Below are 25050 nucleotides of genomic sequence, written 5' to 3'. Positions count from 1 at the left end.
TAGCCAATAAGTGATCAGTGCGCTGGCCAGTTGCCAGTTTTATAGGCGCGATGTGAGCGATTAATCAAAAGCCAACGATAAATGACTTAAAATTTAGTGTGGGAGCTAACGTGTTCGCGAAAGTATTAATGCCAACTTACTTATATACATCGCGAACACGTTAGTGTTGTGTAAAACAGTCAGCCTTACTTGGGTGGGTAAGTACTCAGGATTTTAGTTGCCGCGTCGCGGATCGCGGCGTCGCGTTCCGCTGGGGTCGGGCTGTTGTCGACGACTTTTTCGGCACTGCCGCGCCACACCAGTTTGCCGTCTTTGGCATCGATCAGGTCAATTTGCAGCGTGCCCACCTGATAGACCACATTGCGGGTTTCGTTGTACATCGGTGCGCCCCAGTTACCTTCCCACGGGCCACCCCAGTAACCACCCCAAGGTCCACCCCATGCACCGCCGTAGCCGTAATGGGTCACCACTTGTTCCTGGCGGTTGGCGACGATCAGCCAGGCCTGTACCAGAAGGTCCGGTTTGTTGCCCGCAGCCACCGGGCGCAGACCACGCTGGTCAAGTTGAGCGCTCACGGCCTGAATGATTCGTTGCTCGGTCAGGTCGCTTCTGAGCATCGGGCTATTGGGCTGATATTGCACGGCCGGTTCTTTCCAGGCCCAGGACTGGAATTTGGCGAAATCGACCGCAGGGTTGTAGTCGTGGCTGACCTGCAGGGTCTCGCAGGCGCTGAGCAGCAGGGCCAGGCCCAGTAATGCAATGCGACGTAGCATGATGCTTTCTCCGCTTCAACTTAATGGGGAGGATATGCCTGCACTGCCTTGTTCAGTGATTCGCGCAGGGCGTCACCGCGTTCGCTCAGGCTGCCTTTACTGCTGGTTTCTGCACTGGAACTCCATACGGGTTGGCCAGTTTTGCCGTCGTACAGGTTGAGCCGCACCACCATGACTTCTACCTCGTAGGTGCGTACTACGGGTACAGAGTTGTACATCCCGTACTGGTTGCCGTAACGGCCGTAACTGTTCCCATATCCGGTTCCATAACCATAGTCGTCCTGCACCTGACGCAGACGTTTTTCAGTGTGCAAATCAGCGCTGACCCACAGGTCCGCCGCCCGGCCGGGTTGTGCCGGGCGCAAGCCGCGCTGGTCCAGCGCATTGTTCACGGCTTCGGCGATTTGCGCCGAATCGGCCCATGCCGTGCCAACCGGCAAGCGGCCATTGAGCCAGGCCCAGCTCTGGTAGCGCCCGTAATCCCGCGGTGCCGCGGGGTAGGCACTCAGGTCCAGAGTATTGGCCGCTTGCGCCGGGGCTGGCGGCATAGGCATGGCACTTGCGGTGTATGGGTTAGGGCTTTGGCAAGCGCCCAGTCCCAGGCTTAAAACGATTAAGGCAGCGCGGCGATACATGATGTTCTCCCCAAGGCGATTCAAACCGGACGGCAAACCCAATGCAGATAACGTCCCAGCCCGGCAAAGGCGGGATGGCGACGGTGGGCCAGCTCCATTTCAACCAACGCATCAAGCTCTGCGCGAGCCTGAAACTCCACAGGCATGTAGTCGTGAAACACTCGTACGCCGCTTTGGGTTTCGACCTGCCACATGCCTTCGAGTGCCGTGGCCAGTTCCCGTGGATCGAGTGGCTGTTGCGGGGTAAGGCTCTGTTTTTCGCCAGCCATGTCGTTCTTGCGCATTTTGCGGAAGTGGCCTTTGAGCAGATTGCGATAGATCAACGCGTCGCGGTTGTAAAACGCCAGTGACAGCCAGCCGTCCTTGGCCGTCAGTTGGTGCAGAACAGGCAGGATCGCGTGGGGTTCGGCCAGCCATTCCAGTACGGCGTGACACAACACCAGATCGTAGGGTTCGGTCAGCTGCCCCAGCAGTTCTTGCCACGGAGCCTGAATAAACGTACCTGTCTGGCCTGCCTCGGCAAAGCGCTGTCGAGCGCCTTCAAGCATGGGTGCGGCCGGCTCGGCGAGGGTTACATCGTGACCTTGTTGGGCCAGCCACAAAGACATATGGCCCAGCCCGGCGCCGATATCCAGCACCCGCAGCGGGCGCTTGGGCAGTGTTTGTTCGAGGTCGGCCTGAAGCACGGCCAAACGAATGGCTCCCTTGGCGCCGCCGTAGATTTTCTCGGCGAAGCGGGTGGCCAGTTGATCGAAGTGACGGTCACTCATTTGCTGAAACGCCTTTCGTTGTCGGCCAATTTGTTGCGCACCACTTCATTCATGTCCAGGCCCAACTCGGCGCACAGCAATACCAGGTACAGCACGATATCGCCCACTTCCTGGCCGGCGTGGGCGAGCTTGTCGGCGGGGAGCTGACGGGATTGGTCTTCACTCAGCCACTGGAAAATTTCCACCAGTTCGGCCATTTCGACACTGGCGGCCATGGCCAGGTTTTTCGGGCTGTGAAATTGCTTCCAGTCGTTGTTATCGCGGATGCGGTGCATGCGTTGCGTGAGTTCGTCGAGGTTCATCGAGGGTGTGCTCTCCAGAAGGCGCAAAGCTTGCGGCGGAACGAGCATTGGCGCAAGTGAAAGGCACTACTCCCCCTGTGGGAGCGAGCCTGCTCGCGAAGGTCGGTAACCCTTCGCGAGCAGGCTTGCTGCCACAGCGGAATTAGCGATGAATCAACTGATCGGTCGCCAGTTACCGATCAAATGCACCAGGTCGTCATGCCCGTTGAGCTGGAAGTCACCACTGGAGCCCGCTTCGCTACAGTGCAGGATCACCTCGGCAGGCAAGCGGACCGGTTTTTTGAACGCGACGAAAATTTCCACATTGGCGGCTGGCAGGTGTGAGTTCAGAGCCGCCAGGGCGCGAGCCTCTATCCACAGGCCGTGGGCGATGGCGCTGGGCAGGCCAAACAGTTTGGCGCTGGCGGCGCTGAGGTGGATGGGGTTGTAGTCGCCCGACACTTTGGCGTACCGGCGCCCAATGTCGGCGGGCGCGTACCAGCGGGTCAGCTCGCCCAGGGAGACTGGCGCAGGCACTACGGGCTGCGGCACTTCGCCCGTCAGCTCAACACCTTTGCACAGCAGCGTGCTTTCGGCCTCCCATAATGGTCCCAGCAGGTCGTCGACCTGAGTCACCACATCGAAGGTTGCGCCCTTGGGATGCTTTTGCAGGTTGTGCACAGATACCCCGATGCGTAGCTGCGTCACGTTGCCCATGGGGCGCAGTAGCCGAATCCGATTTGTCAGATGAATCAGCCCAAGCAGTGGGAAGGGGAAGTCCTTACTGGTCAGTAATTGCATTTGCAGCCCGAAGGCCAGGACATGGGGGTAGGTAGGAGGAAGTAATGGGCTTGGCCCCAACGCGCACACATCGCGAAAGGCTGCCAATGGCTTGGCTTCAACCTCGACCCAACAGCGCACCCCCTGTTCTGGCAAGGTGCTGCCGGTGATCTTGCGCCGGGCTGCGGCGCGAGCGTACAGCGTGGGCAAGTGCGGCGGGCTGCTGAGGTCGAGCCACTTCACGGTCATGCTCCCAAAATGCTTTGCCCGCACACCCGCAGCGCCTGGCCACTGACTGCGCCCGTACCCGGCTGGCCGAGCCAGGCCACCGCTTCGGCGACGTCCTGCGGCTGGCCACCCTGGCCCAGCGAGCTCATGCGCCGACCCGCTTCGCGCAAGGCAAAGGGAATATGCGCGGTCATTTGGGTTTCGATAAACCCTGGGGCCACGGCGTTGATGCTGATCCCACGCTCGCCCAGGAGTGGTGCCCAGGCTTGGGCCAGACCGATCAGCCCGGCCTTGCTGGCGGCGTAGTTGGTCTGGCCGCGGTTACCGGCAATACCGCTGATGGACGCAAGCAGAATCACCCGGCCGTTATCACGCAGGGTGCCACTGTCGAGCAGGGCTTTGGTCAGCACTTGCGGGGCGTTGAGGTTGACAGCGAGCACCGCATCCCAGAACTCGGGGGTCATGTTGGCCAAGGTTTTGTCGCGGGTAATACCCGCGTTGTGCACCACGATATCGACGCCGTCTGCCAGGTGCTCGATCAGTTGTGCAGGAGCGTCGGTGGCACAGATGTCCAGCGCGATACTGCGCCCGCCCAAGCGTGCGGCCAAGGCATCAAGGTCGTTTTTGGCTGACGGCACGTCCAGCAGGATAAGTTCGGCGCCATCCCGGGCCAGGGTTTCGGCAATCGAGGCACCAATCCCGCGGGCGGCGCCGGTAACCAATGCCTTGCGCCCGGCCAGAGGGCGCGTCCAGTCCTGCACCTGAGCGGCGCAGGCGTTCAGACGCAGTACCTGGCCACTGATAAATGCACTTTTGGGAGAGAGGAAAAACCGCAGTGCGCCTTCAAGCTGGTCTTCGGCCCCTTCACCGACATACAGCAGTTGCAGGGTGCTGGCGTTGCGCAGCTCTTTGGCCAGCGAACGGCTGAAGCCTTCAAGCGCACGTTGGGCGCTGGCAGCGAATGGATCACTTAGTGTTTCAGGCGCCCGGCCCAATATCACCATGTGCGTGCAGTCCTGCAGACTGCGCAGCAGTGGCTGGAAAAATTCGCGCAGTTGCTTGAGCTGATCGGTGTGCAGCAGCTCGCTGGCGTCGAACACCACGGCTTTGAGCTTTGGCCCCTGGCCAGGAATCCACGGCGTGGCGAGCAATGGTTCGGGACCATAGCTGAACACCGCGTCGGTGAGCTTGTTGGCGAAGCGGTTAACCTTTTCGGCCAATGCGCCGCCGCCAATCAGCAGAGGCCCTTCGATGGGGCGCAGGCGCCCGGCTTGCCAGCGTTCCAGTCGTCCCGGTGACGGCAGCCCCAAAGCACCGACCAGACGCTGGCCGAGGGCTGAGTTGACGAAGTCGATATAACGGTCTGACATGGAACACTCTCCGACAGTTGGGGTTCAAAGGGTTGACCACAAACATGCCGTGGTCGTTCGTTATCAGCGATAAGGCCTACGCTTGTAACGATTAATGGATTTAAGAGAATAGGGTGAATCTTATGAGTCTGCGTCGTGTAGCAATTATTGGTGGTAACCGAATCCCGTTTGCCCGTGCCAACGGACCTTATGCGACCGCCAGTAATCAAGACATGCTGACGGCGGCGCTGGAGGGTTTGATTGAGCGTTACCACCTGCACGGGCTGCGCATGGGCGAGGTGGTAGCCGGGGCGGTGCTTAAGGACTCTCGGGACTTCAGCATGACCCGTGAGTGTGTACTGGGTTCGCGGTTGTCGCCGCAAACCCCTGCCTATGACCTGCAGCAAGCGTGCGGCACCGGTCTTGAGGCCGCGTTGCTGGTGGCCAACAAGATTGCTCTGGGGCAGATCGAGTGCGGCATTGCAGGGGGAGTGGACTCCGCCTCCGATGTGCCGATTGGTCTCAATGACGGGCTGCGTAAATGGCTGTTGCAGTTCAATCGCATCAAAACGCCTGTGGATAAGCTCAAAACCCTGCTGCAATTGCGTCCTGGCTTCTTGAAACCCGAGTTTCCCCGTAATGGCGAGCCGCGTACCGGGCTGTCGATGGGCCAGCACTGCGAGTTGATGGCACAGGCCTGGAACATCCCCCGGGTCGAGCAGGACGAACTGGCCCTGCACAGTCATCAGGCGCTGACGGCGGCTTATCACGCGGGCTGGGAAGATGATTTGCTTACGCCTTTTCTGGGCTTGAGTCGCGATAACAACCTGCGGGCCGATCTGACCCTGGAGAAGCTGGCGGCGCTTAAACCGGTGTTCGAGCGCAGTGCCAAAGGCACGCTGACGGCGGGTAACTCCACGCCGCTGACCGATGGCGCATCGACGGTATTGCTGGGCAGTGAGGAATGGGCCAAGGAGCGGGGGCTGCCGGTTTTGGCGTACCTGCGTGATGGCGAAACAGCCGCTGTGGATTTTGTGCATGGCGCCGAAGGTTTGCTGATGGCCCCGGTATATGCCGTCCCACGGCTGCTGGCGCGTAATGGCCTGACCTTGCAGGACTTTGACTACTACGAGATTCACGAGGCATTTGCCGCGCAGGTGTTGTGCACCTTGAAGGCCTGGGAAGATGCAGCCTACTGCAAAAGCCGTCTGGGTCTTGATGCACCTCTGGGCTCGATTGATCGCAGTAAACTCAACGTCAAAGGCAGCTCATTGGCGGTGGGGCACCCGTTTGCGGCGACGGGCGGACGTATCGTGACCAATATGTCCAAACTGCTGGCCACTGCCGGGCAGGGCCGAGGTCTGATCTCGATCTGCGCGGCGGGTGGGCAGGGCGTGACGGTGATAATTGAGCGGTAGGAGAGCTCCCCCCCCCCTTGTAGCCGCTGAGGAGCGAAGCGAGGCTGCGTTCGGCGACGAAGTCGTCGTTAAAGTCAGGTTGTGCGGTGTGTCAGGTGCTCCCGGTTCTCAGGATTTACGTTCGCTTAGCGCCCGATCGCAGCCTCGCTTCGCTCCTCAGCGGCTACAGGAGTTGTGCGTGCGCGAACCTCCTGGCGGCTGCGAGTGGCGTAGCTTTCAGCCATCACCGAACACACTATCAGCTGTAACGGGTGGTAGATCATGATTGGCAGCAGAATCAGGCCCAGCCCAGGGTTGGAGCCGAAGATCAGGGCGGCCATTGGCGCACCGGCAGCCAGGGACTTTTTGCTGGCGCAGAACACCGCGGCGATTTCGTCGCTGGTGCTGAACTTCAAGGCGCGAGCAGTACGGGTGGTCATCCACAGGATGACGGCGAGCAGCACCGCACTGCCGATCAGTGCGCTGAAAATCACCGAAGTGCCTTGTTGTTGCCACATCCCCGAGACCATCGAGTTGCAGAACGCGGCGTAAACCAGCAGCAGAATCACCACCTTGTCGCAGATGTTGGTGTAGCGCTTGTGGCGGGCGAAAAAGCGCCCGAACAGCGGGCGTACCAGTTGGCCCAGCACCAGAGGCAGCAGCAGCATGGCGCACAGGTCGAGCAGGGTTGAACCCAGGTCGATGCCGCCCGCGCCGCTCCCCATCACAAAGCTGACCAGCAAGGGCGTGATGAAGATCCCCAGCACACTGGACAGGCTGGCGTTGAGAATCGCCGCCGGGACGTTGCCGCCTGCGCTGCCGGTGAGTGCCACCGAGGAGGAGATGGTCGAAGGCAGGGCGCACAGGTAGAAGAAACCCAGCATCAATAGCGGCGGGATATGCGCACCCAACAGCTTGTTGGCGATCACCCAGATCAGCGGGAAGACGATAAAGGTGAAGCCCTGCACCATAAAATGCAGGCGGATGTTTTTCAGACCGTGGCTGATTTGCTCGCTGGACAGGTTGACCCCATGCAGGAAAAACACCAAAAACACGCCAATATTGATGACCCACTCGGCGTGCATCCCACCGCCGGTGCTGCCGAAATGTGGAAACACATAAGCCAGGAATGTCGCCAACAACATGCCGCACAGAAACCAGTCGGTGAACATTCGTTTGAGGTGTTTGAGCACAGGCATCGTTGCCACCGGAATATTGTAAGAATTGATGACTTAGCCTAACGTCGCAGGTATCAGACGTCTTGCGACATAAGGCCAATCAATGCCGCCAAACGGACAACGTGGGCCCCAGCGTGCCATTCCAGTGCTCGATGAGTTGCCGCGGCCGCTCTATGCCCGGGCTGAGAGTCTTGGGGCGGGGTCGTGGACGCCCCGTCATCGCCATGACTGGGTGCAATTTTCGTACGCTATCAGCGGTGTTCTGGGGGTGCATACCGACGAGGGCAGTTTTTTTGCGCCGCCGCAGTGGGGAATCTGGATTCCGGCCGGGCTGGAGCACGAAGTCATTACCTCGATGCGTGCTGAAATGCGCAGTCTGTATGTGCGCCGTGAAGACTGTCGGTGGGCGCCGCAGCATTGCCGGGTGTTGGAGGTCACGCCGCTGGCCCGGGAGTTGATCAAGCGATTTTGTGAATTGCCGGTGGCCTACCCCGAAGGCGCAACCCCCGAACAGCGTCTGGTGCAGGTGTTGCTCGATCAGCTTGCGAGCTTGCCCGAGGTTGGGTTCTCGTTACCGTTGCCGCGTCATGCGCGGCTGCTGGCGTTATGCAATGAGTTGATCGAAAGTCCGGATACGGTAGTGACCTTAAGCCTGTGGGCTGAGCGCTTGGGCACGTCGGAAAAAACCCTGATGCGTTTATTTGCCCGTGAAACCGGTTTGAGCTTTCGCAGCTGGCGTCAGCGCATGCGCTTGCTCTCCTCGTTAAAAGGGCTGGAGGAGGGCGCCAGCGTAACCAGCGCGGCGTTGTCCTGCGGTTATGATTCGACCTCGGCCTTTATTGCCGCGTTTAAGAAAATGTTCGGGTTTACCCCTGGCGAGTTATTTCGTCAGGGCTGAGTCGGTGCTCAAAACGGGTTGCTCGTCTATCATTCAAATCGTTTGCCCTCTCCCCGTGGTGAGTGGATTGCCGTATAACGAGTGACATTCGCGTGTTTGGTAATAAAGGACCCACAATAAAAGCTGATGAAGACTCCAAAACGCTTAGAACCCCTGATCGAAGACGGTCTGATCGACGAGGTGCTGCGCCCACTCATGAGTGGTAAAGAAGCAGCTGTGTACGTAGTCCGCTGCGGCAATGAGCTGCGATGCGCCAAGGTTTACAAGGAGGCTAACAAACGAAGTTTTCGCCAGGCTGCCGAATATCAGGAGGGCCGCAAGGTTCGCAACAGCCGTCAGGCTCGCGCGATGGCCAAGGGCTCGAAGTTCGGTCGCAAAGAAACCGAAGACGCTTGGCAGAACGCCGAAGTGGCTGCGCTGTTTCGTTTGGCTGGCGCTGGTGTCCGGGTTCCAAAACCGTTCGACTTCCTGGAAGGCGTGCTGTTGATGGAGCTGGTGGCGGATGAGTACGGTGATGCCGCTCCGCGATTGAATGACGTGGTGCTGGAACCGGATCAGGCGCGCGAATACCACGCCTTCCTGATTCAGCAGATCGTGCTGATGCTGTGTACCGGTCTGGTTCACGGCGACTTGTCCGAGTTCAACGTACTGTTGACGCCGACCGGCCCGGTGATTATCGACTTGCCGCAGGCAGTCGATGCCGCGGGCAACAACCATGCATTCACCATGCTGGAGCGTGACGTCGGCAACATGGCTTCTTACTTCGGGCGTTTTGCACCGGAGCTGAAGGGCACCAAGTACGCCAAGGAAATGTGGGCGCTTTATGAAGCAGCCACCTTGCACCCTGGCAGCGTGTTGACGGGCGAGTTTGACGAGCCGGACGAGCTGGCTGATGTCGGCGGTGTAATGCGCGAGATCGAAGCTGCACGCCTGGACGAAGCCTTCCGTCAGGCAGTACGTGCTGCGGATGATGCTCCACCGAGCAAAGCTGAAGAGCCGCCACCACCGTGGATGCAGTAATTGGCTAAATAAAAAATCCGGCTCAGGCCGGATTTTTTATGTGCTCGAATCGTGTGCCTTGTGGGAGCGAGCCTGCTCGCTCCCACAAAGAGGGGATTTCAAAACCGGTTCAGTGGGATTTTCAGGCTGCACAAGCCACTTTCATCTGCGGGTGGCAGGTTGCCAGCGCGAATGTTGATCTGAATGGCCGGGATCAGCAGTGCAGGAACCCCAAGAGTGGCGTCGCGTGCCGTGCGCATGTCGACAAAACCCGTCAGATCGATGCTGTCGTTCACATGGATATTTCTGGCGCGCTGTTCGCCTACCGTCGTTGACCAGGTAGCTGCGCGCCCGGCTGGCGGGTAGTCATGGCACATGAACAGTCGGGTCTGTGCGGGTAAGGCCAGCAGGCGCTTGATCGATTGATACAACTGGCGTGCATCGCCCCCCGGAAAGTCGCAGCGGGCCGTGCCCACGTCAGGCATAAACAGGGTATCGCCGACGAACAGGCTGTCGTTCTCAACCTGATAAGCCATATCGGCCGGGGTGTGCCCCGGCACATGCAGTGCCCGTACCTGTAGTCGCCCGATGTGGAATAACTCGTCCGGTTCGAACAGCCGATCGAACTGCGAGCCGTCCAGTTTGAACTCGGGCTCAAGGTTGTAAATATCGCGAAATACCCCTTGAACCTGGGTGATAGCAGCGCCGATGCCGATCTGGCCGCCCAGTTTACGTTTCAGATAGGCGCTGGCAGACAAGTGGTCGGCGTGGGCGTGGGTTTCCAGTAGCCATTGCACCTTCAGCCCCTGTGCCTGCACGAACGCGGCGATATTGTCGGCGCTGGCGGTACTGATGCGACCGGCGGCGGCATCGTAGTCGAGCACCGGATCGATGATCGCGCACTCGCTGGCGCAGGCTTCATAGACCACGTAGCTCACGGTTGACGTCACTGGGTCGAAGAAACCTTGAATTTCGGGGAGCATGAGAGTCCTCGTGCAAGTCAAAAAATGTTCAATATATTGAAACATATATTATCGGGTCGTAGACTGTCGACCATCACGCCCCGGAGCTTTTCATGACTGCTCAGCTAACTAGCGAAGAAATCGGACTTCTGCGCGATTCTGCCTCCAAAGCCTGCACGCTTCTCAAGGCCTTGGCCAATGAAGATCGACTGCTGCTGCTCTGCCAACTGACCCAGGGTGAGCGCAATGTTGGCGAACTTGAAGCGTTGACGGGCATCCGTCAGCCCACCCTCTCGCAACAGCTGGGCGTGTTGCGCGATGAAGGCATGGTCAACACTCGAAGGATGGGGAAATATATTTTCTATTCACTCGCCAGCTTTGAAGTGGTTTCTGTGATGCAAACCCTGTCGGGTCTGTATTGCGGGCAGGCACTCAAAAAGTAACGCGCTCTCAATCCATTCATTTTTGTTGTGCCTGGAGTGCTCAATGGAGCAAAGCATCAAGCGAATCGACGCGTCATTTTCTGTGACCGGTCAGATCGAGCAGTCTGATCTCCAATTTTTGGCTGCGCAGGGTTTTGCCAGTGTGATCTGCAACCGCCCGGACCATGAAGGCGGACCAGAGCAACCGGAGCACGCATCCATGCAACAGGCAGCCCAGGCCCTGGGACTGAGCTTTGCCTACCTGCCGGTGCCGACCACTGGCGCGACACCCGAGCAGGCGCAGCAGTTGCGTCATTTGCTCAGCGAGCTGCCCAAACCTGTTCTGGCGTACTGCCGCACGGGCAATCGTTCTTCAAAACTATTTGAGGCGGCCACCCAAGGCACGCGTGAGGCCAGGCAGTACGATGTGGTCGTGGTGGGCGGTGGTTCGGCCGGTATCTCGGTGTCGGCGAGCTTGTTGAAGCGCAACGCGGCGTTGCGTATCGCCGTGATCGAACCCAGTACCGAACACTATTACCAGCCCGCCTGGACGCTGGTAGGGGGCGGTGCCTACGATGTCAAAAATACGGTTCGGCCTACTGCTGCGGTGATGCCCAAAGGCGTTGCCTGGATCAAGGCGTCGCTGTGTGCGTTCGCCCCGCAGCGCAAGGTTGTGCTGCTCAGCGATGGTACTGAGCTGGGTTATCAGCAATTGATCGTTTGCCCAGGGCTGCAACTGGCCTGGGAAAATATCGAAGGTCTGGAAGAGACTCTGGGCAAAAACGGCGTCACATCCAACTATCGCCACGATCTGGCGCCCTACACTTGGGAGCTGGTGCGCAGCTTGCGTGGTGGCAAAGCGCTGTTTACTCAGCCGGGTATGCCAATCAAGTGTGCAGGCGCCCCGCAAAAGGCCATGTACCTGTCCTGTGATCATTGGCGCAAGCGTGGTGTTCTGGATTCGATTGCAGTGGAATTCAATTTGGCCGGGGCGGTGCTGTTTGGCGTCCCGGCTTTTGTCCCGCCGTTGATGAAGTACGTTGAGGCCTATAACGCCCAACTGGCTTTTCAGTCCAATCTGGTCAAGGTCGACGGGCCGGGCAAGACTGCCTGGTTTGATGTGATTGCCGCAGACGGTAGCGTAACCCGCGTCGAGAAAACCTTCGACATGTTGCATGTGGTGCCACCGCAGCAGGCCCCCGACGTGATCCGCCGCAGTGAGTTGGCTGACAAGGCGGGCTGGTTCGAAACCGACCCGGCAACCCTGCAACACCCGCGCTACCCTGAAATTTTCGCCTTGGGTGATGTTTGTAACACGCCCAATGCCAAGACCGCAGCGGCGACCCGCAAGCAAGCGGTCGTGGTGGCCGACAACCTCCTGGCACTGCGCAAGGGGGCGGTCTTGCCCAAGCGCTACGACGGCTACGGCTCCTGCCCGTTGACCGTGGAAAACGGCAAAGTGATCCTGGCCGAATTTGGCTATGGCGGGAAACTGCTGCCCACCTTCGCCCTTGACCCGACGGTGCCGCGCAAATCGGCCTGGCTGCTCAAGGCAACCTTGCTGCCGTGGTTCTACTGGCACGGCATGCTTAAAGGGCGCGAATGGTTCACTGACTGCAAGCCGGACTGAGCCTGACCATGTTGATTATTCTGTTGGGTATGTTGGTGGGTGTGGTACTCGGTTTGACGGGGGCCGGTGGCGGCATTTTGGCTATCCCGGCACTGACCCTGGGGCTGGGTTGGACCCTGGCGCAAGCCACACCGGTGGCATTGCTGGCGGTCGGTACGGCTGCGGCATTGGGCGCCCTAGATGGTCTGCGTAAAGGGTTGGTGCGTTACAAGGCCGCCGCATTGATGGCGATTGTGGGCTCGACGACCTCGCCGATCGGGCTTCACCTCGCCAGAATGATGCCCGCCAGGGTGCTGGTTTTGATGTTTAGCGCGGTGATGATGTTCGTCTCGGTGCGTATGTTTTTGCAGGCCAGAGCCGATGCGCGTGATGACGGCAGCATGGGGGCAATAGAAAAAAACTGCATGCTCAACCCGTCTACCGGGCGGCTGACCTGGAATGCTCGCTGCAGCATGACGCTGGTGTCGATTGGCGCCACCTCGGGTCTGCTGACGGGCTTATTGAGTGTGGGTGGCGGATTTTTGATCGTGCCTGCGTTTCGCAAATTCAGTGATGTGCGCATCCACGCTGTGGTGTCCACCTCGCTGATGGTGGTGGCGTTGGTATCGCTGGGCACATTGGGCAACCTGATGAGCCAGGGCGTAAGCCTGTCGAGTGAAGGCGTGGTGTTTATCGCGGCAACCCTGGCCGGGATGATTGCCGGCCGAGTGATTGCCCCCAAGGTTTCGGCCCAATGGCTACAGCAAGGCTTCGCGGCACTGTGCGCCGCGATCGGCCTGTTGATGCTCGCTAAAGTGGTCCTGTAGAGGCGTTACGGACTCCCGTAGCAGCTGCCGAGGAACGAAGGCTGCGTTCGGCGGCGAAGCCGTCGTAAAACCTGAGGTCGCGGTCTACCAGTTAAACTGTGGGCTCAGGTTTTACGATTGCTTCGCAATCGAACGCAGCCTCGTTCCTTCGGCAGCTGCTACAGGGCTTTCGCTCTGTTGAGGCAGCAGGCGCTCTCCAGATCCTTGAGAATCGGGCAGTCAGGGCGATGATCGCCCTGGCAGTTCTCGACCAGATCCTGCAGCGTGTCGCGCAGGCTGGTCAGTTCGGTAATCTTTTGATTCAACGCATCAATATGCTGGCGCGCCAGTGCCTTCACATCGCTGCTGGCGCGCTGGCGGTCTTGCCAGAGGGTCAGCAGCTTGCCGACTTCTTCCAGCGAAAACCCAAGGTCACGCGAGCGTTTGATAAACGCCAGGGTGTGCAGGTCGTCGTTGCTGTAAAGGCGATAGCCGCTGTCACTGCGACTGGCGGGTTTGAGCAGGCCGATGGACTCGTAATAACGAATCATCTTGGCGCTCAAGCCGCTGTGTTTGGCGGCCTGGCCGATATTCATGACAGTTGCCTCCTTATTCAAGATCCTTGGGTTTCCAGAATTTGAGCAACAACGCGTTGCTGACCACGCTGACGCTGGAAAAGGCCATTGCCGCGCCCGCCAGCACCGGATTCAAAAAGCCGAAGGCGGCCAGTGGAATGCCGATTACGTTGTAGATAAACGCCCAAAACAGGTTTTGCCGGATTTTGGCGTAGGTCTTGCGGCTGATTTCCAATGCCGCAGGCACCAGTCGCGGGTCGCCGCGCATCAGGGTGATGCCCGCCGCATGCATGGCCACATCGGTGCCGCCGCCCATCGCGATGCCAATATCGGCCGCTGCCAGTGCCGGGGCATCGTTGATGCCGTCGCCGACCATCGCCACTACACCGGTTTTCTTCAGCTCAGCCACGGTTGCGGCCTTGTCGGCGGGCAACACTTCGGCGTGGACATCGGTAATCCCCAGCGCCTCGGCAACCACCTTGGCGCTGCCACGGTTGTCGCCGGTCAGCAGGTGGCTGCTGATGTGGCGTGCATTGAGCTGCTCGATGGCCGACAGGGCGCCCGGTTTCAGCGTGTCACCAAAGGCGAACAGGCCCAGTACTTGCGGTTGCGGGCTTTGTTCGATCAGCCACGACAGGGTACGACCTTCGGTTTCCCAGGCCTGGGCAGATTCGGCCAGCGACCCCGGGTTGAGGCCGGTTTCTTCCAGCAGACGGCGGTTTCCCAGTGCCAGGCGGCGGCCCTCCAGAGTGCCGGCAATGCCGCGTCCGGTCAGCGATTGGCTGTCGATCACATCCGGTACATTCAGACTGCGTGCGGCGCAGGCATCCAGAACGGCTTTGGCCAGCGGGTGTTCGCTACCGCGTTGCAGGGCTCCCGCGGCTTGCAGCAAGTGCGCCTCATTACCGTCGAGTGCGCTGAAGTGGGCAATTTGCGGGGTGCCGGAGGTCAGGGTGCCGGTCTTGTCGAAAACCACGGCACTGACTTCGTGGGCGCGCTCGAGGGCTTCAGCGTCCTTGATTAAAATCCCGTGGCGAGCGGCGACACCGGTGCCGGCCATGATTGCGGTAGGGGTCGCCAGGCCTAGAGCGCAAGGGCAGGCGATAACCAATACCGCCACGGCGTTGATCAGCGCGGTTTCGATGGGGGCACCATAAAGCCACCAGCCGAGCAGCGTGGCGAGGGCGATCAGCAGTACCACGGGGACGAATACCTGGCTGACTTTATCCACCAGTTTCTGGATCGGCGCCTTGGCTGACTGCGCGTCTTCGACCAAGCGGATGATTCGCGCCAGTACGGTTTCAGTGCCCAGAGCCAGGGTCTTGATGATCAATCGGCCTTCGCCATTGATGGCGCCGCCGGTGACTTTATCCCCAGGCTGTTTCGGCACCGGCAGGCTTTCGCCGCTGATCAGGGCTTCGTCGGCATGGCTCTGGCCTTCGACCACTTCGCCATCCACCGGGAAGCGTTCGCCGGGTTTGACCAATACCAGATCATTGAGGCGCAGGTCGCTGATGGCAACGTCTTGTTCCTGTCCGTCGATCACGCGCAAGGCCCGTTCCGGGCGCAGGGCTTCCAGGGCGCGGATGGCGCTGGCAGTCTGGCGTTTGGCGCGGCTTTCAAGGTATTTGCCCAGCAGCACCAGAGCGATCACCACCGCCGAGGCTTCGAAATACAGATGCGGCATGCTGCCGGGCTCGGCGATGGCCCACTCATAAAGGCTCAGGCCATAGCCGGCGCTGGTACCCAGAGCAACCAGCAGGTCCATATTGCCCGCACCGGCTTTGACGGCTTTCCAGGCGGCGACATAAAAGCGCGCACCGAGAATGAATTGCACCGGGGTAGCGAGCAGAAACTGGGCCCAGGCAGGCAGCATCCAATGCACGCCAAAAGGCGCGAGCAGCATCGGCAGTACCAGCGGCAATGCCAGCACAATGGCCAAGGTCAGCGCCCAGCGCTCGCGGTGCAGGCGTTTTTGCTGATCGTCTTCAGTGGCTTTTTCGGTTTGGTGCACGCTGGCGCCATAACCGGCCTGGCTGACAGCGTTTATCAGCAAACTTGTATCGACCTGGCCGAGTAGCTCGACATGGGCACGTTCTGTGGCGAGGTTAACGCTGACGCTTTTGACCCCCTGCACCTTGGCCAGGGCCTTTTCGACCCGCCCCGCACACGAGGCGCAGGTCATGCCGCTGATGTCCAGTTCCAGGCTATGGGCGGGCACGCTGTAACCTGCCTGATGCACGGCTTCGACCAATGCCGGCAAACTGTCCACAGGCGCTTCGATACGTGCCTGTTCAGTGGCCAGATTGACGCTCACCGAGCGCACGCCAGGGACTTTGGTCAGGGCTTTTTCTACACGCCCTGCGCAACTGGCACAGGTCATTCCATCAATCGGCAGATCGAATTGGGTGGGCACGAGCAGTCCTCCTCAAGAAGTTATCTATCCATAGAATCGACCTTGACCCCATGGGAAGGTCAAGGCTTCTTGCTGTTCGTTATCGCCCGCTCAATATTCCAGTTTGGCAGGCTTGAGGTACATGCCTTGTTTACCCAGGGCGATGCGGTATTTACGGACGTCACCGGCCTTGAGGGTGAATTGCTGTGCGGGTGGGACCAGCATGCCTGGCAAGCAACCGGGAGCTTGCCCGGGCAGCAGCTTGAGGCGGATATCGACGCTGGCCGCCGGCAAGTTAAAGGACAGCGCCTGCTCCTGAAACAATCGCCCGGCCAGTTGATCGTCGATATACACGCCGACCTCGCAGTTGGTCGGCACTTCAAGGCGCTCGCGAGAAATGATCAGCACGCCGTAGTCCTGATCGGCATTTGCCCACAGCGGTAAATTGGCAAGAGCCAAAAGGCTGACTAGGCTCAAAGCGGTCCAGCGCATGGCTAAGTATCCTGTTTTCAATCGCAAGGCCTGCAGCTTGGCCGAGCAGGGGATGGATTGCCAGTAAGCGAGTAAAACAACGGGCTTGACCTTGCCACAGTGGCAAGGTCGAAGCTTTAGTCATCACTCAGATAGGAGGCTTGATCATGCAAACGTTCAAAGTAGACGGTATGACCTGTGGTGGCTGTGTGGCTGCGGTGACCCGTGCGGTGCAGGCTGTGGATAAAGACGCGAAAGTCGACGTGGACCTGGCGAGCAAAACCGTCAAGGTGGACAGCAAGGTGTCGCCTTTGCAGATTATCGATGTGATCACCAATGCCGGGTTTGAAGCGCGTACAGCGCACTGATGTTGCGTAGCAGCTGCCGAAGGAACGAGGCTGCGTTCGGCGGCGAAGCCGTCGTAAAACTTGCGTTCGCCTTCTATTCAGTTAAACGGCGGGTTCAGGTTTACGAGCGCTTCGCACTCGAACGCAGCCTCGTTCCTTCGGCAGCTGCTACAGGGATTTGTATCAAGCACTAAATATTTATTAGCTAGCTATCTTTATGTTCAAGTTCAGTATCCGCGGCTAGACTATCGGGCTGCACTAATTGCAGCACGATCTGGATACCTGATGAACCTTAGAACGATTCTGATTCTTGGCGCCTTGAGCGCTTTCGGTCCCCTGGCGATCGACTTTTATCTGCCTGGCTTTCCGGCGATGGCGCAAGCCTTTGCAACAGATGAGCAACATATTCAGCTCACGCTGGCGGTCTACTTTTTGGGCTTGTCCATCGGCCAACTGGCCTATGGCCCGATTGCTGACCGTTTCGGTCGACGCATTCCGCTGCTGGTGGGGGTTGGCCTGTTTACGCTGGCATCGTTGGCTTGCGCGTTTGCCCCAACTCTGGAATGGCTGATCGGTGCCCGATTCGTTCAGGCACTGGGTGGTTGCGCGGGTATGGTGCTGTCGCGGGCAATTGTCAGCGACAAGTGTGATGCTGTGGGTTCGGCCAAGGTCTTTTCGCAATTGATGCTGGTGATGGGGCTGGCCCCGATCCTGGCGCCGATGCTCGGTGGTGTGCTCGTCAACCTGCACGGCTGGCAGTCGATTTTTATCGTATTGACCGGGTTCAGTGCCCTGGCCGCCCTTGCCGTGGCGTTGGGCTTACCGGAAAGCCTGCCGGCCAATGTACCGCGTCAGCCTCTGTCGGGAGCGTTGCGCCAATATGGCCGTTTGCTCAAGGACGGTGAATTTCTGGGGCATGCGCTCACCGGGGGGATCGCTATGGCCGGGATGTTTGCCTACATAGCCGGTTCGCCTTTCGTCTTTATCAAACTCTATGGCGTACCTGCCGAGCATTACGGCTGGCTGTTTGGCAGTAATGCTGCGGGCTTCATTCTGGTGGCGCAGGTTAACGCCCGCTTACTGGCCAAGCGCGGTCCGGCTTTTTTGCTGGCGCGTACGGTGTGGGTCTATCTGGCGGCGGGCCTGGTGTTGCTGGGGATCAGTGCGCTGCACACGGAGCAATTGTGGCCGCTGTTGATTCCGCTGTTTATCTGCATCGCCAGCTTGGGCTGCATCATTCCCAATGCTTCAGCCTGTGCCATGAGCGGGCAGGGCGCGCGAGCCGGTAGTGCTTCGGCGATGCTCGGCTGTTTGCAGTTCAGCGTGGCTGCGGCTGCAGCTTCATTGGTGGGTGTGTTGCACGATGGCAGCGCGATGCCGATGGCGCTGGTCATTACGTTATGCGGGGTTTTGGCTGTGGCTATCGCGATGGCGACCCGGCGTTTGTACACCGCCCGGATCGCCGCAGAGCAGTCGATCTGATTCAGCCTGCCAAACGTTCGGGCAGCCTGTGCGGGGCTTGCAGGCGAGATTGCAACTTATCCACAAAGGCACGGGCCTCGGATTCGCTACGAAAGTTAACGGCTTGCTGGTCGATTTGAACTTGCCATTGGCAGTCAGGGGATCTTGCTAACGCTTTTATCAGGATTTTCATTACGGGCCTCCTTCAGTTCGCAAAGGAGGCCAGTGTATGCCGAAATACTTGGGTAAATATGTCAGGGGTCAAGTCTCTGACTGACGGTTGAACGTTGGCCGCATCAATCCCCTGACAGTTTTTTCAGAACCCCTCGAGCACAATTTTGCCTTTGGACTTACCGCTTTCCAGCAGTGCATGGGCGCGGCGCAGGTTGGCGGCGTTGATGGTGCCAAAGTGCTCGCCGACGGTCGTGCGCAAGGTGCCAGCATCGATCAGCTCGGCGACGCGATTGAGCAAGCGATGTTGCTCGATCATGTCCGCAGTCTCGAACAGCGAGCGGGTGTACATGAACTCCCAGTGCAGTGACAGGCTCTTGCGCTTGAGCTTGGTGATATCCAGCGCCTTGGGATCGTCGATCAGCGCAAGTTTGCCTTGTGGTGCCAGGGCTTCGACCAACTGATCCAGATGCTGATCGGTTTGGGTCAGGCTGGCGACGTGGGTGACGGCGTTGATGGCGTGGCGCTTGAGTTCTTCGCTCAACGGCTGGCTATGGTCGACAACAAGATCGGCACCCAGCTCGCGGACCCAGGTTTGGGTTTCAGGACGTGATGCGCTGCCAATCACCTTGAGTGCGGTCAGTTGGCTGGCCAGTTGCGTCAGGATCGAACCGACGCCACCTGCCGCGCCGACAATCAGCAGGCTTTGCTGCTCATCGGTTTTGCCCTCGGTTACGCCAAGGCGCTCAAACAACAGTTCCCACGCGGTGATGGCAGTCAGCGGTAACGCTGCAGCCTGGGCGAAGTCGAGGCTTTTTGGCATGTGCCCGACGATCCGCTCATCAACTACGTGGCGTTCGCTGTTGGCCCCGGCACGGGCAATGGAGCCTGCGTAAAACACCTTGTCGCCAACTTTGAACAGGCTGACATCGCTGCCGACAGCCTTGACCACCCCGGCGACATCCCACCCCAGTACTTTCGCGCAGGCGCCTTCGGGCTGTACGTTCTGGCGGACTTTGGTGTCCACCGGGTTAACGGAAATGGCTTTGACCTCGACCAGCAAATCGCGCGGACCGGCAACCGGCTCAGGCAATTCGATGTCTTGCAGGGCCAGCGGGTCTTGAATGGGCAGCGAATGGTAGTAGGCGACAGCTTTCATGGGACATCTCCTGAAAATGGGTAAGAATCTGGTGATGATGATTAGCTATTTATCAGAATGATAAAACCGGCTAAAACAGCAGTCTCTTTCAATATTTTTTTGATAATGGCCGAGTGAGTCCTGGATGCTGCGTTTCGATGACCTGCAACTGTTTGTTCGCGCCGCCGATTTGGGCAGCCTCTCTGCCGCCGCACGGGTGATGGACATGTCACCCGCAGTGGCCAGTGCGGCACTCAAGCGGATAGAGGCACAGTTGGGTGCGCGACTGCTGGCGCGCTCTACCCGTAGTTTGCGCCTGACAGCTGAGGGCGAAGGTTTTCTCGAGTATGCCCGTACGGCGCTAAGTAGCCTGGATGAAGGGCGGCGTTTATTGGCGCGTGGGCAAGATCAGGTCAGCGGTGTGTTACAGCTGTCGGCACCGTCCGACTTCGGGCGTAATTTGTTGCTGCCCTGGCTGGATGAATTTCAGCGTGAGCATCCGCAACTGACGGTGCGGCTGTTACTCGGTGACCGGATTGCCGATCTGTTTCGCCAGCCGGTGGATATTGCCTTGCGCTATGGCGAGCCGGAGGACTCCAGCCTGGTGGCATTGCCGGTGGCGCCGGACAATCGCCGGGTGCTGTGTGCATCTCCCGCCTACCTGGCGCGCAAGGGTGAGCCGCATCAGCTCGAGCAACTGCTGCAACACAACTGCCTGCTGTACATGCTCGGCACGCGGGTCCACGACCATTGGCAATTCAATGATGGCAAGCGCGAGTTGGGGCTGACGGTGAGTGGCAATCGTTTTAGTGACGATGCCGATGTGGTGCGCCTGTGGGCGGTGGCCGGGGAGGGCATTGCCTACAAGTCGTGGCTGGATGTGGCGGGGGATGTGACAGCAGGCAGGCTCAAGGTGCTATTGCCTGAACTGTTGTGCGAACGGGCTCCGCTCAATTTGCTCTGTGGTCATCGTGCGCAGTTGAGCAAACCGGTGAAGCTGCTGCGCGACATGCTCAGTGAGCGATGTAGGGCGTTATCTAGAACCTTGTAGATACTCTCTTCCAGGTCAAGCCCCTTGTGGGAGCGAGCCTGCTCGCGAAGAGCATTCGCGAGCAGGCTCGCTCCTACGCTTGAAGTATCCCTGCGGCAGCGGCTACAGGTCTGATCGGTTGGTATTAAGGCTTGACCAACCGCGCATCCAGGCTGTTTTGCGCCAGGCGTTTGGCCTGGTCCTGGGTCATCCCCAGATCGGTGTACAGCGCATGGAAATTCTCGGTCATGTAGCCGCCGAAGTAGGCCGGATCATCGGAGTTGACGGTAACTTTCACGCCGCGCTCAAGCATGTCGAGAATGTTGTGCTGCGACATGTGATCGAACACGCAGAGCTTGGTATTGGACAACGGGCACACGGTCAACGGGATCTGCTCGTCGATGATGCGCTGCATCAGGCGCTCATCTTCAATGGCGCGTACACCGTGATCGATGCGCTGGATTTTCAGCAGATCCAGGGCTTCCCAGATGTATTCCGGTGGGCCTTCTTCACCTGCGTGGGCAACGGTCAGGAAGCCTTCATGGCGTGCCCGGTCGAATACGCGCTGGAACTTGCTCGGCGGGTGGCCCATTTCTGAACTGTCGAGACCAACGGCGACAAATGCATCGCGAAATGGCAGTGCCTGATCGAGGGTTTTTTCCGCTTCTTCTTCACTCAAGTGGCGCAGGAAGCTCAGGATCAGACCGCTGGTGATACCCAGTTGCTGCTCGCCATCCTTGAGTGCACTGGCGATGCCGTTGAGCACGACTTCGAACGGAACACCTCGGTCGGTATGGGTTTGCGGGTCGAAGAAGGGTTCGGTGTGAATGACGTTCTGTGCCTTGCAGCGCAACAGGTAGGCCCAGGTCAGGTCGTAGAAGTCCTGAGAGGTGCGCAGTACGTCCGCCCCTTTGTAATAGAGGTCGAGGAATTCTTGCAGGTTGTTGAAGGCGTACGCCTTACGCAAGGTTTCAACGTCGTTCCAGGGCAACGCGATCTTGTTGCGCTCGGCCAGCGAGAACAGCAACTCAGGCTCCAGGGAACCTTCAAGGTGCATGTGCAGTTCAGCTTTTGGCAGGGCGTTCAGCCAGTCATACATAAAAAATCTTCTCATCAAATCGGGTACAGATGGCGACATTCTACAGGCGGGAGGTGACACAAGTGAAAATCCCCCCGCCATTTGTCGCAGACCGCTTACCAGGGAATAGTCTGACCCTTGTAGTCGATAAAGTGATGGCCGCCTTTACCGGCAAAGACTTTGACCTGTTCAACCAGGCCGCGGGTGCTGGTTTGTACATCAATGTCGGCACCTTCGCCGCCCATATCGGTTTTTACCCAGCCCGGATGCATGGACAGCACGGTTGGGTTGTTGTCGCCCAATTCGTAGCGCACAAAGGTGTTGGTCATTGAGTTGAGCGCTGCCTTACTGGCCTTGTAGAGGGCCATCTCGGGGGCATCAGGGTGAGTGACGCTGCCGAGTACCGAACTCATAAATGCCAGGACACCACTGTCTTTTCGGACTTTGCTGACAAATTCGCGGGCCAGGTTGATTGGAGCCACGCTGTTGGTGAAAAACAACTGCCCCACTTCGGCCAGCGTGGCATTGCCCGACAGTTGATCATCCGGGCCTTTGACGCCGGCATTGATAAACAGCAGGTCGAAAACGTCGCTGTGCAACGTATTGCTCAATGCTTTGATGGCCTGCTTGCTGTCCATGTCCAGTCGCTCGATGCGTACCGGCCCCAGGGCTTTCAGTGCTTGCGCTTTACTGGGATCGCGGACTGTCGCCGTGACGGTCCAGCCATCGGCGATCAGCTCTTTGACCAGACCCAGGCCCAAGCCACGTGAAGCTCCGATGATCAGTGCGTGTTTTGCTGTCATGAGTAGCGTCCTATAGAACGGTGATGGGGGTTGGTTAAAAAGCGTACAAGTGTGTCAAGCGCACACGGCACAAGGGCTGCAGCGGTATGTGCTCAGGTTATCCACAGGTGGGTGCACAGTGCCTGTGGGCAACTATTGATGCAGGAAAATAGCACTTTTATTCGTCAGCCTTAAAGGCGTGGCGGTGTAGCAAAATTCTGCCGCGACTGAGGTCGGCCAGTTGCTGTTGCGCAAGAACAATCTGTTCTTCGGCTAATGCCAGTCGCAGGTCAACGCCATTGGCGGTGAATGCCTCGTCGATGACCAAGCCGTTCAGTTCGGCCAGGCGCAGCTTTACCAGTGCCAGCTCGCTGAAACTGCACGAACAGTTGAGCATTACCCGGCTGACCAAAGGCAGTTTTTCGGCGCTTTGCAGGCATTTGTTCGCGCCGCCGCCATAGGCGCGAGCCAGTCCGCCGGTGCCGAGCTGGATACCGCCATACCAGCGGATGACCAGCACGGCGACCTGGTCGCAGTCCTGGGCCTCAATGGCCGAGAGTATCGGGCGTCCTGCTGTGCCGCCGGGCTCGCCGTCATCGCTGCTGCGGTATTGATCCCCAAGCTTCCAGGCCCAGCAATTGTGCGAAGCATTCAGGTCACTGTGCAGCTCGATGAAGTCGAGAGCTTGTTGGGCGCTGGTGATAGGCGCGGCAAAGGTGATAAAGCGGCTTTTACGGATTTCTTCGCGGTATTCGCAAAGTCCCGTGAGGGTAGAAGGCATGTCGGTTCCAGGCTCAGGCAGTGGGCGTCAGGCCGCAGCCTTTGAGAATGATGCGAGTCAGGTTGTCACTGGCCACTTGCATGTCCTGTTTGGTCAGGTGCGTGCGGCCTGATACGCGGCAAATCTGGGTCGAAAAGTCGGCGTAATGCTGGGTGCTGCCCCACAGCAGGAAAATCAGGTGTACCGGGTCGACCGGATCCATCTTGCCAGCGTCGATCCAGGCTTGAAACACCGCCGCTCGACCTTGAAACCAGGCTCTGTAGTCTTGAGTGAAGTACTCGGTCAGACAGGCCCCGCCGCTGATGATTTCCATCGCAAATACACGCGAGGCCTGGGGCTGTCGGCGTGAGAACTCCATCTTGGCGTGAATGTACTGAGTCAGTGCTTGAGCCGGGTCATCTTCAGCGGTCAGGGCATTAAAGGTGCTGTCCCATAATTCGATGATATTGCTCAGAACAGCGATATACAGCCCCAGCTTGTTGCGGAAGTAGTAGTGCAGATTGGCTTTGGGCAGCCCAGCGCCAAGGGCGATGGCATTCATGCTGGCGCCTTTGAAACCATAACGGGCAAATTCATCCTCGGCGGCCTTGAGAATGGCCTGTTCGTTTTTCTGGCGAATACGACTGGGAGGCTTGCCATCATGGGCGGGGACTTCAAAGGTCATGGGCGTTCCAGGCAATCTGTGGGTATAGCGAAGTTTTTCACGTTAGCGCGTCGCTTCCAGGCTCTCAAGAAAACTTTCCAGTACCAGATGCGGGCGACGACCTTTACGCGTGACGGATGCCAGGCTCAAATCATAAAAGCGCGTTTTGGCTTTAAGTGCTCGTAGTCTGCCCTGCTGAACCCACAGGCTGGCGTAATGGTCGGGCAAGTAACCAATATAGCGCCCGGTCAAAATCAAAAAAGCCATGCCTTCGCGGTCTGAAGCGCTGGCGGTGCAGTTGAGCGCTTGATAGTGAGCCTGAATATCGGAGGGCAAGCGGAAGGTGGGAGCGATGGCGTCTTGATCATTGAGCCGCGCATCCTCCAACTGCCGGTCGTCGACATAAAACAGCGGATGGCCCACTGCGCAATACAGCAGGGAGCGCTCGCTATAGAGCGGCTGATATTCCAGCCCGGACAAGGTGCTGGCCTGCGGCACAACGCCCACATGCAGACGCCCGTCGAGTACCCCTTGTTCTACTTCGTGGGGCGAGATCATGCGAATGTGGATTTGCACATCGGGGCCGCGCTCCTTGAGCTGGGCCAGAGCATGGGTGATGCGCATATGGGGCAGGGTGACGAGGTTGTCGGTCAGGCCAATGGTCAGTTCGCCGCGTAAATGCTGGTGCAGGCCGTTGACCTCTGTACGAAAACTTTCGAGCGCGCCGAGTAACTGCAAAGCTGACTGATAGACCTCGCGGCCTTCTTCTGTCAGCGAAAAGCCCGCCCGCCCACGTTGGCAAAGGCGCAAACCCAGGCGTTGCTCAAGATCACTCATCTGCTGGCTGATGGCTGAGCGCCCGATGCCCAGCACGGTCTCAGCCGCCGAGAACCCACCGCACTCCACGACACTGCGGAAAATACGCAGTAATCGAATATCAAAGTCGCTGACCTGGGCCAGTGCATCCGGACGACGGCTGCTCATAGTTTAGTGAACGCCTAACTAAAGGTTAGAAGAGTTGGATTTCATCGACTTTATAGGCGTGGCAATTTAGGTGCAACAACGCTTTCAACATCCCACGCCGCTTTTGC

27 protein-coding genes are annotated in these 25050 nt (G+C 58.8%); 9 read left to right on the top strand and 18 right to left on the bottom strand.

Translation table 11 applies throughout. The features are described from left to right. Window positions 1-185 precede the first annotated feature (185 nt). The 6 genes from U5A05_RS21555 to U5A05_RS21530 form a co-directional block, all read right to left on the bottom strand. A complete protein-coding gene (locus tag U5A05_RS21555; protein ID WP_321834719.1) occupies window positions 186-773 on the bottom strand; it encodes a DUF4136 domain-containing protein in 588 nt (195 codons plus the stop codon). Window positions 774-793: 20 nt separating this feature from the next. Then, window positions 794-1408: a DUF4136 domain-containing protein gene (locus U5A05_RS21550; RefSeq protein ID WP_261739870.1), complete on the bottom strand. Its 615-nt coding sequence runs from the start codon at window positions 1406-1408 to the stop codon at window positions 794-796. A gap of 20 nt (window positions 1409-1428) precedes the next feature. Then, the gene (locus U5A05_RS21545; protein ID WP_261739869.1) at window positions 1429-2178 is read right to left on the bottom strand and encodes a methyltransferase domain-containing protein; all 750 of its coding nucleotides are present in this window, start codon (window positions 2176-2178) and stop codon (window positions 1429-1431) included. After that, window positions 2175-2480 (bottom strand): nucleotide pyrophosphohydrolase, encoded by a 306-nt coding sequence (locus U5A05_RS21540; RefSeq protein ID WP_261739868.1) that lies wholly within the window; start codon window positions 2478-2480, stop codon window positions 2175-2177. The genes U5A05_RS21545 and U5A05_RS21540 overlap by 4 nt, the downstream gene beginning before the upstream one ends. A 153-nt stretch (window positions 2481-2633) precedes the next feature. Then, window positions 2634-3488, bottom strand: coding sequence for a MaoC family dehydratase (locus U5A05_RS21535; protein WP_321834715.1), 855 nt, complete (start codon window positions 3486-3488; stop codon window positions 2634-2636). Next, window positions 3485-4837, bottom strand: a complete 1353-nt coding sequence (locus U5A05_RS21530; protein ID WP_261739866.1) for a 3-oxoacyl-ACP reductase — start codon at window positions 4835-4837, stop codon at window positions 3485-3487. The genes U5A05_RS21535 and U5A05_RS21530 overlap by 4 nt, the downstream gene beginning before the upstream one ends. A 122-nt stretch (window positions 4838-4959) precedes the next feature. Here U5A05_RS21530 and U5A05_RS21525 point away from each other — a divergent pair, with 122 nt between their 5' ends. Beyond that, window positions 4960-6234 (top strand): acetyl-CoA C-acetyltransferase, encoded by a 1275-nt coding sequence (locus U5A05_RS21525; protein ID WP_321834714.1) that lies wholly within the window; start codon window positions 4960-4962, stop codon window positions 6232-6234. Between the two features lie 125 nt (window positions 6235-6359). Here U5A05_RS21525 and U5A05_RS21520 read toward each other — a convergent pair whose 3' ends face one another. Beyond that, on the bottom strand, window positions 6360-7412 hold the full coding sequence (locus tag U5A05_RS21520; RefSeq protein ID WP_321834713.1) for a bile acid:sodium symporter family protein: 1053 nt from the start codon (window positions 7410-7412) through the stop codon (window positions 6360-6362). Window positions 7413-7494: 82 nt separating this feature from the next. Here U5A05_RS21520 and U5A05_RS21515 point away from each other — a divergent pair, with 82 nt between their 5' ends. Together U5A05_RS21515 and U5A05_RS21510 are read left to right on the top strand one after the other, a co-directional pair. Continuing rightward, entirely contained in the window at window positions 7495-8289 is a 795-nt protein-coding gene (locus U5A05_RS21515) for an AraC family transcriptional regulator (RefSeq protein WP_321834712.1), read from the top strand. Window positions 8290-8415: 126 nt separating this feature from the next. After that, window positions 8416-9309: a PA4780 family RIO1-like protein kinase gene (locus U5A05_RS21510; protein ID WP_261739862.1), complete on the top strand. Its 894-nt coding sequence runs from the start codon at window positions 8416-8418 to the stop codon at window positions 9307-9309. A 98-nt stretch (window positions 9310-9407) separates the two neighbouring features. On the opposite strand, the gene U5A05_RS21505 is transcribed toward U5A05_RS21510, so the two are convergent. Then, window positions 9408-10271, bottom strand: a complete 864-nt coding sequence (locus U5A05_RS21505; RefSeq protein ID WP_321834709.1) for an MBL fold metallo-hydrolase — start codon at window positions 10269-10271, stop codon at window positions 9408-9410. Between the two features lie 92 nt (window positions 10272-10363). Here U5A05_RS21505 and U5A05_RS21500 point away from each other — a divergent pair, with 92 nt between their 5' ends. The 3 genes from U5A05_RS21500 to U5A05_RS21490 are packed head-to-tail and all read left to right on the top strand — an operon-like array spanning window position 10364 to window position 13108. Further along, window positions 10364-10693, top strand: a complete 330-nt coding sequence (locus U5A05_RS21500; RefSeq protein ID WP_133079610.1) for an ArsR/SmtB family transcription factor — start codon at window positions 10364-10366, stop codon at window positions 10691-10693. A gap of 43 nt (window positions 10694-10736) precedes the next feature. Further along, a complete protein-coding gene (locus U5A05_RS21495) occupies window positions 10737-12302 on the top strand; it encodes a bifunctional protein tyrosine phosphatase family protein/NAD(P)/FAD-dependent oxidoreductase (protein ID WP_321834705.1) in 1566 nt (521 codons plus the stop codon). Window positions 12303-12310: 8 nt separating this feature from the next. Further along, window positions 12311-13108 carry a sulfite exporter TauE/SafE family protein gene (locus U5A05_RS21490; RefSeq protein ID WP_321834704.1) on the top strand — a complete coding sequence of 266 codons (798 nt, stop codon included), beginning with the start codon at window positions 12311-12313 and terminating at the stop codon, window positions 13106-13108. A gap of 158 nt (window positions 13109-13266) precedes the next feature. On the opposite strand, the gene cueR is transcribed toward U5A05_RS21490, so the two are convergent. The 3 genes from cueR to U5A05_RS21475 all read right to left on the bottom strand — a co-directional run bounded on the left by cueR (window position 13267) and on the right by U5A05_RS21475 (window position 16549). After that, window positions 13267-13683: a Cu(I)-responsive transcriptional regulator gene (cueR, locus tag U5A05_RS21485; protein WP_261739858.1), complete on the bottom strand. Its 417-nt coding sequence runs from the start codon at window positions 13681-13683 to the stop codon at window positions 13267-13269. A 13-nt stretch (window positions 13684-13696) separates the two neighbouring features. Further along, window positions 13697-16084 carry a heavy metal translocating P-type ATPase gene (locus tag U5A05_RS21480; RefSeq protein WP_321836547.1) on the bottom strand — a complete coding sequence of 796 codons (2388 nt, stop codon included), beginning with the start codon at window positions 16082-16084 and terminating at the stop codon, window positions 13697-13699. Between the two features lie 84 nt (window positions 16085-16168). Then, entirely contained in the window at window positions 16169-16549 is a 381-nt protein-coding gene (locus tag U5A05_RS21475) for a hypothetical protein (RefSeq protein ID WP_261739857.1), read from the bottom strand. Between the two features lie 146 nt (window positions 16550-16695). Between U5A05_RS21475 and U5A05_RS21470 the strand changes: the two genes are divergently transcribed. Both U5A05_RS21470 and U5A05_RS21465 read left to right on the top strand, forming a co-directional pair. Next, complete coding sequence (locus U5A05_RS21470; RefSeq protein WP_261739856.1) at window positions 16696-16896, top strand: heavy-metal-associated domain-containing protein; 201 nt, start codon at window positions 16696-16698, stop codon at window positions 16894-16896. Between the two features lie 264 nt (window positions 16897-17160). Beyond that, a complete protein-coding gene (locus U5A05_RS21465; RefSeq protein WP_321834703.1) occupies window positions 17161-18357 on the top strand; it encodes a multidrug effflux MFS transporter in 1197 nt (398 codons plus the stop codon). 1 nt (window position 18358) lies between these two features. Here U5A05_RS21465 and U5A05_RS21460 read toward each other — a convergent pair whose 3' ends face one another. Both U5A05_RS21460 and U5A05_RS21455 read right to left on the bottom strand, forming a co-directional pair. Next, window positions 18359-18529, bottom strand: a complete 171-nt coding sequence (locus U5A05_RS21460) for a hypothetical protein (RefSeq protein ID WP_261739854.1) — start codon at window positions 18527-18529, stop codon at window positions 18359-18361. Window positions 18530-18652: 123 nt separating this feature from the next. Next, window positions 18653-19666 carry a zinc-binding alcohol dehydrogenase family protein gene (locus tag U5A05_RS21455; protein WP_261739853.1) on the bottom strand — a complete coding sequence of 338 codons (1014 nt, stop codon included), beginning with the start codon at window positions 19664-19666 and terminating at the stop codon, window positions 18653-18655. Window positions 19667-19790: 124 nt separating this feature from the next. On the opposite strand from U5A05_RS21455, the gene U5A05_RS21450 reads away from it, so the two are divergent. Next, window positions 19791-20696: a LysR family transcriptional regulator gene (locus U5A05_RS21450; protein WP_261739852.1), complete on the top strand. Its 906-nt coding sequence runs from the start codon at window positions 19791-19793 to the stop codon at window positions 20694-20696. 124 nt (window positions 20697-20820) lie between these two features. Here U5A05_RS21450 and U5A05_RS21445 read toward each other — a convergent pair whose 3' ends face one another. From U5A05_RS21445 to U5A05_RS21425, 5 genes are all read right to left on the bottom strand, one after another. Beyond that, window positions 20821-21774, bottom strand: coding sequence for an adenosine deaminase (locus tag U5A05_RS21445; protein ID WP_261739851.1), 954 nt, complete (start codon window positions 21772-21774; stop codon window positions 20821-20823). 95 nt (window positions 21775-21869) lie between these two features. Then, window positions 21870-22556, bottom strand: coding sequence for an SDR family oxidoreductase (locus tag U5A05_RS21440; RefSeq protein WP_321834700.1), 687 nt, complete (start codon window positions 22554-22556; stop codon window positions 21870-21872). Between the two features lie 157 nt (window positions 22557-22713). After that, on the bottom strand, window positions 22714-23316 hold the full coding sequence (locus U5A05_RS21435; RefSeq protein WP_321834699.1) for an IMPACT family protein: 603 nt from the start codon (window positions 23314-23316) through the stop codon (window positions 22714-22716). A 13-nt stretch (window positions 23317-23329) separates the two neighbouring features. Then, window positions 23330-23980, bottom strand: coding sequence for a TetR/AcrR family transcriptional regulator (locus U5A05_RS21430; protein WP_261739848.1), 651 nt, complete (start codon window positions 23978-23980; stop codon window positions 23330-23332). A gap of 42 nt (window positions 23981-24022) precedes the next feature. Beyond that, window positions 24023-24943, bottom strand: a complete 921-nt coding sequence (locus U5A05_RS21425) for a LysR family transcriptional regulator (RefSeq protein ID WP_019825763.1) — start codon at window positions 24941-24943, stop codon at window positions 24023-24025. Window positions 24944-25050 lie beyond the last annotated feature (107 nt).

Source organism: Pseudomonas kulmbachensis (genome assembly GCF_963681935.1).
Classification (GTDB): Bacteria; Pseudomonadota; Gammaproteobacteria; order Pseudomonadales; family Pseudomonadaceae; genus Aquipseudomonas; species Aquipseudomonas kulmbachensis.
This window is presented reverse-complemented; position numbering and strand designations above follow the sequence as displayed.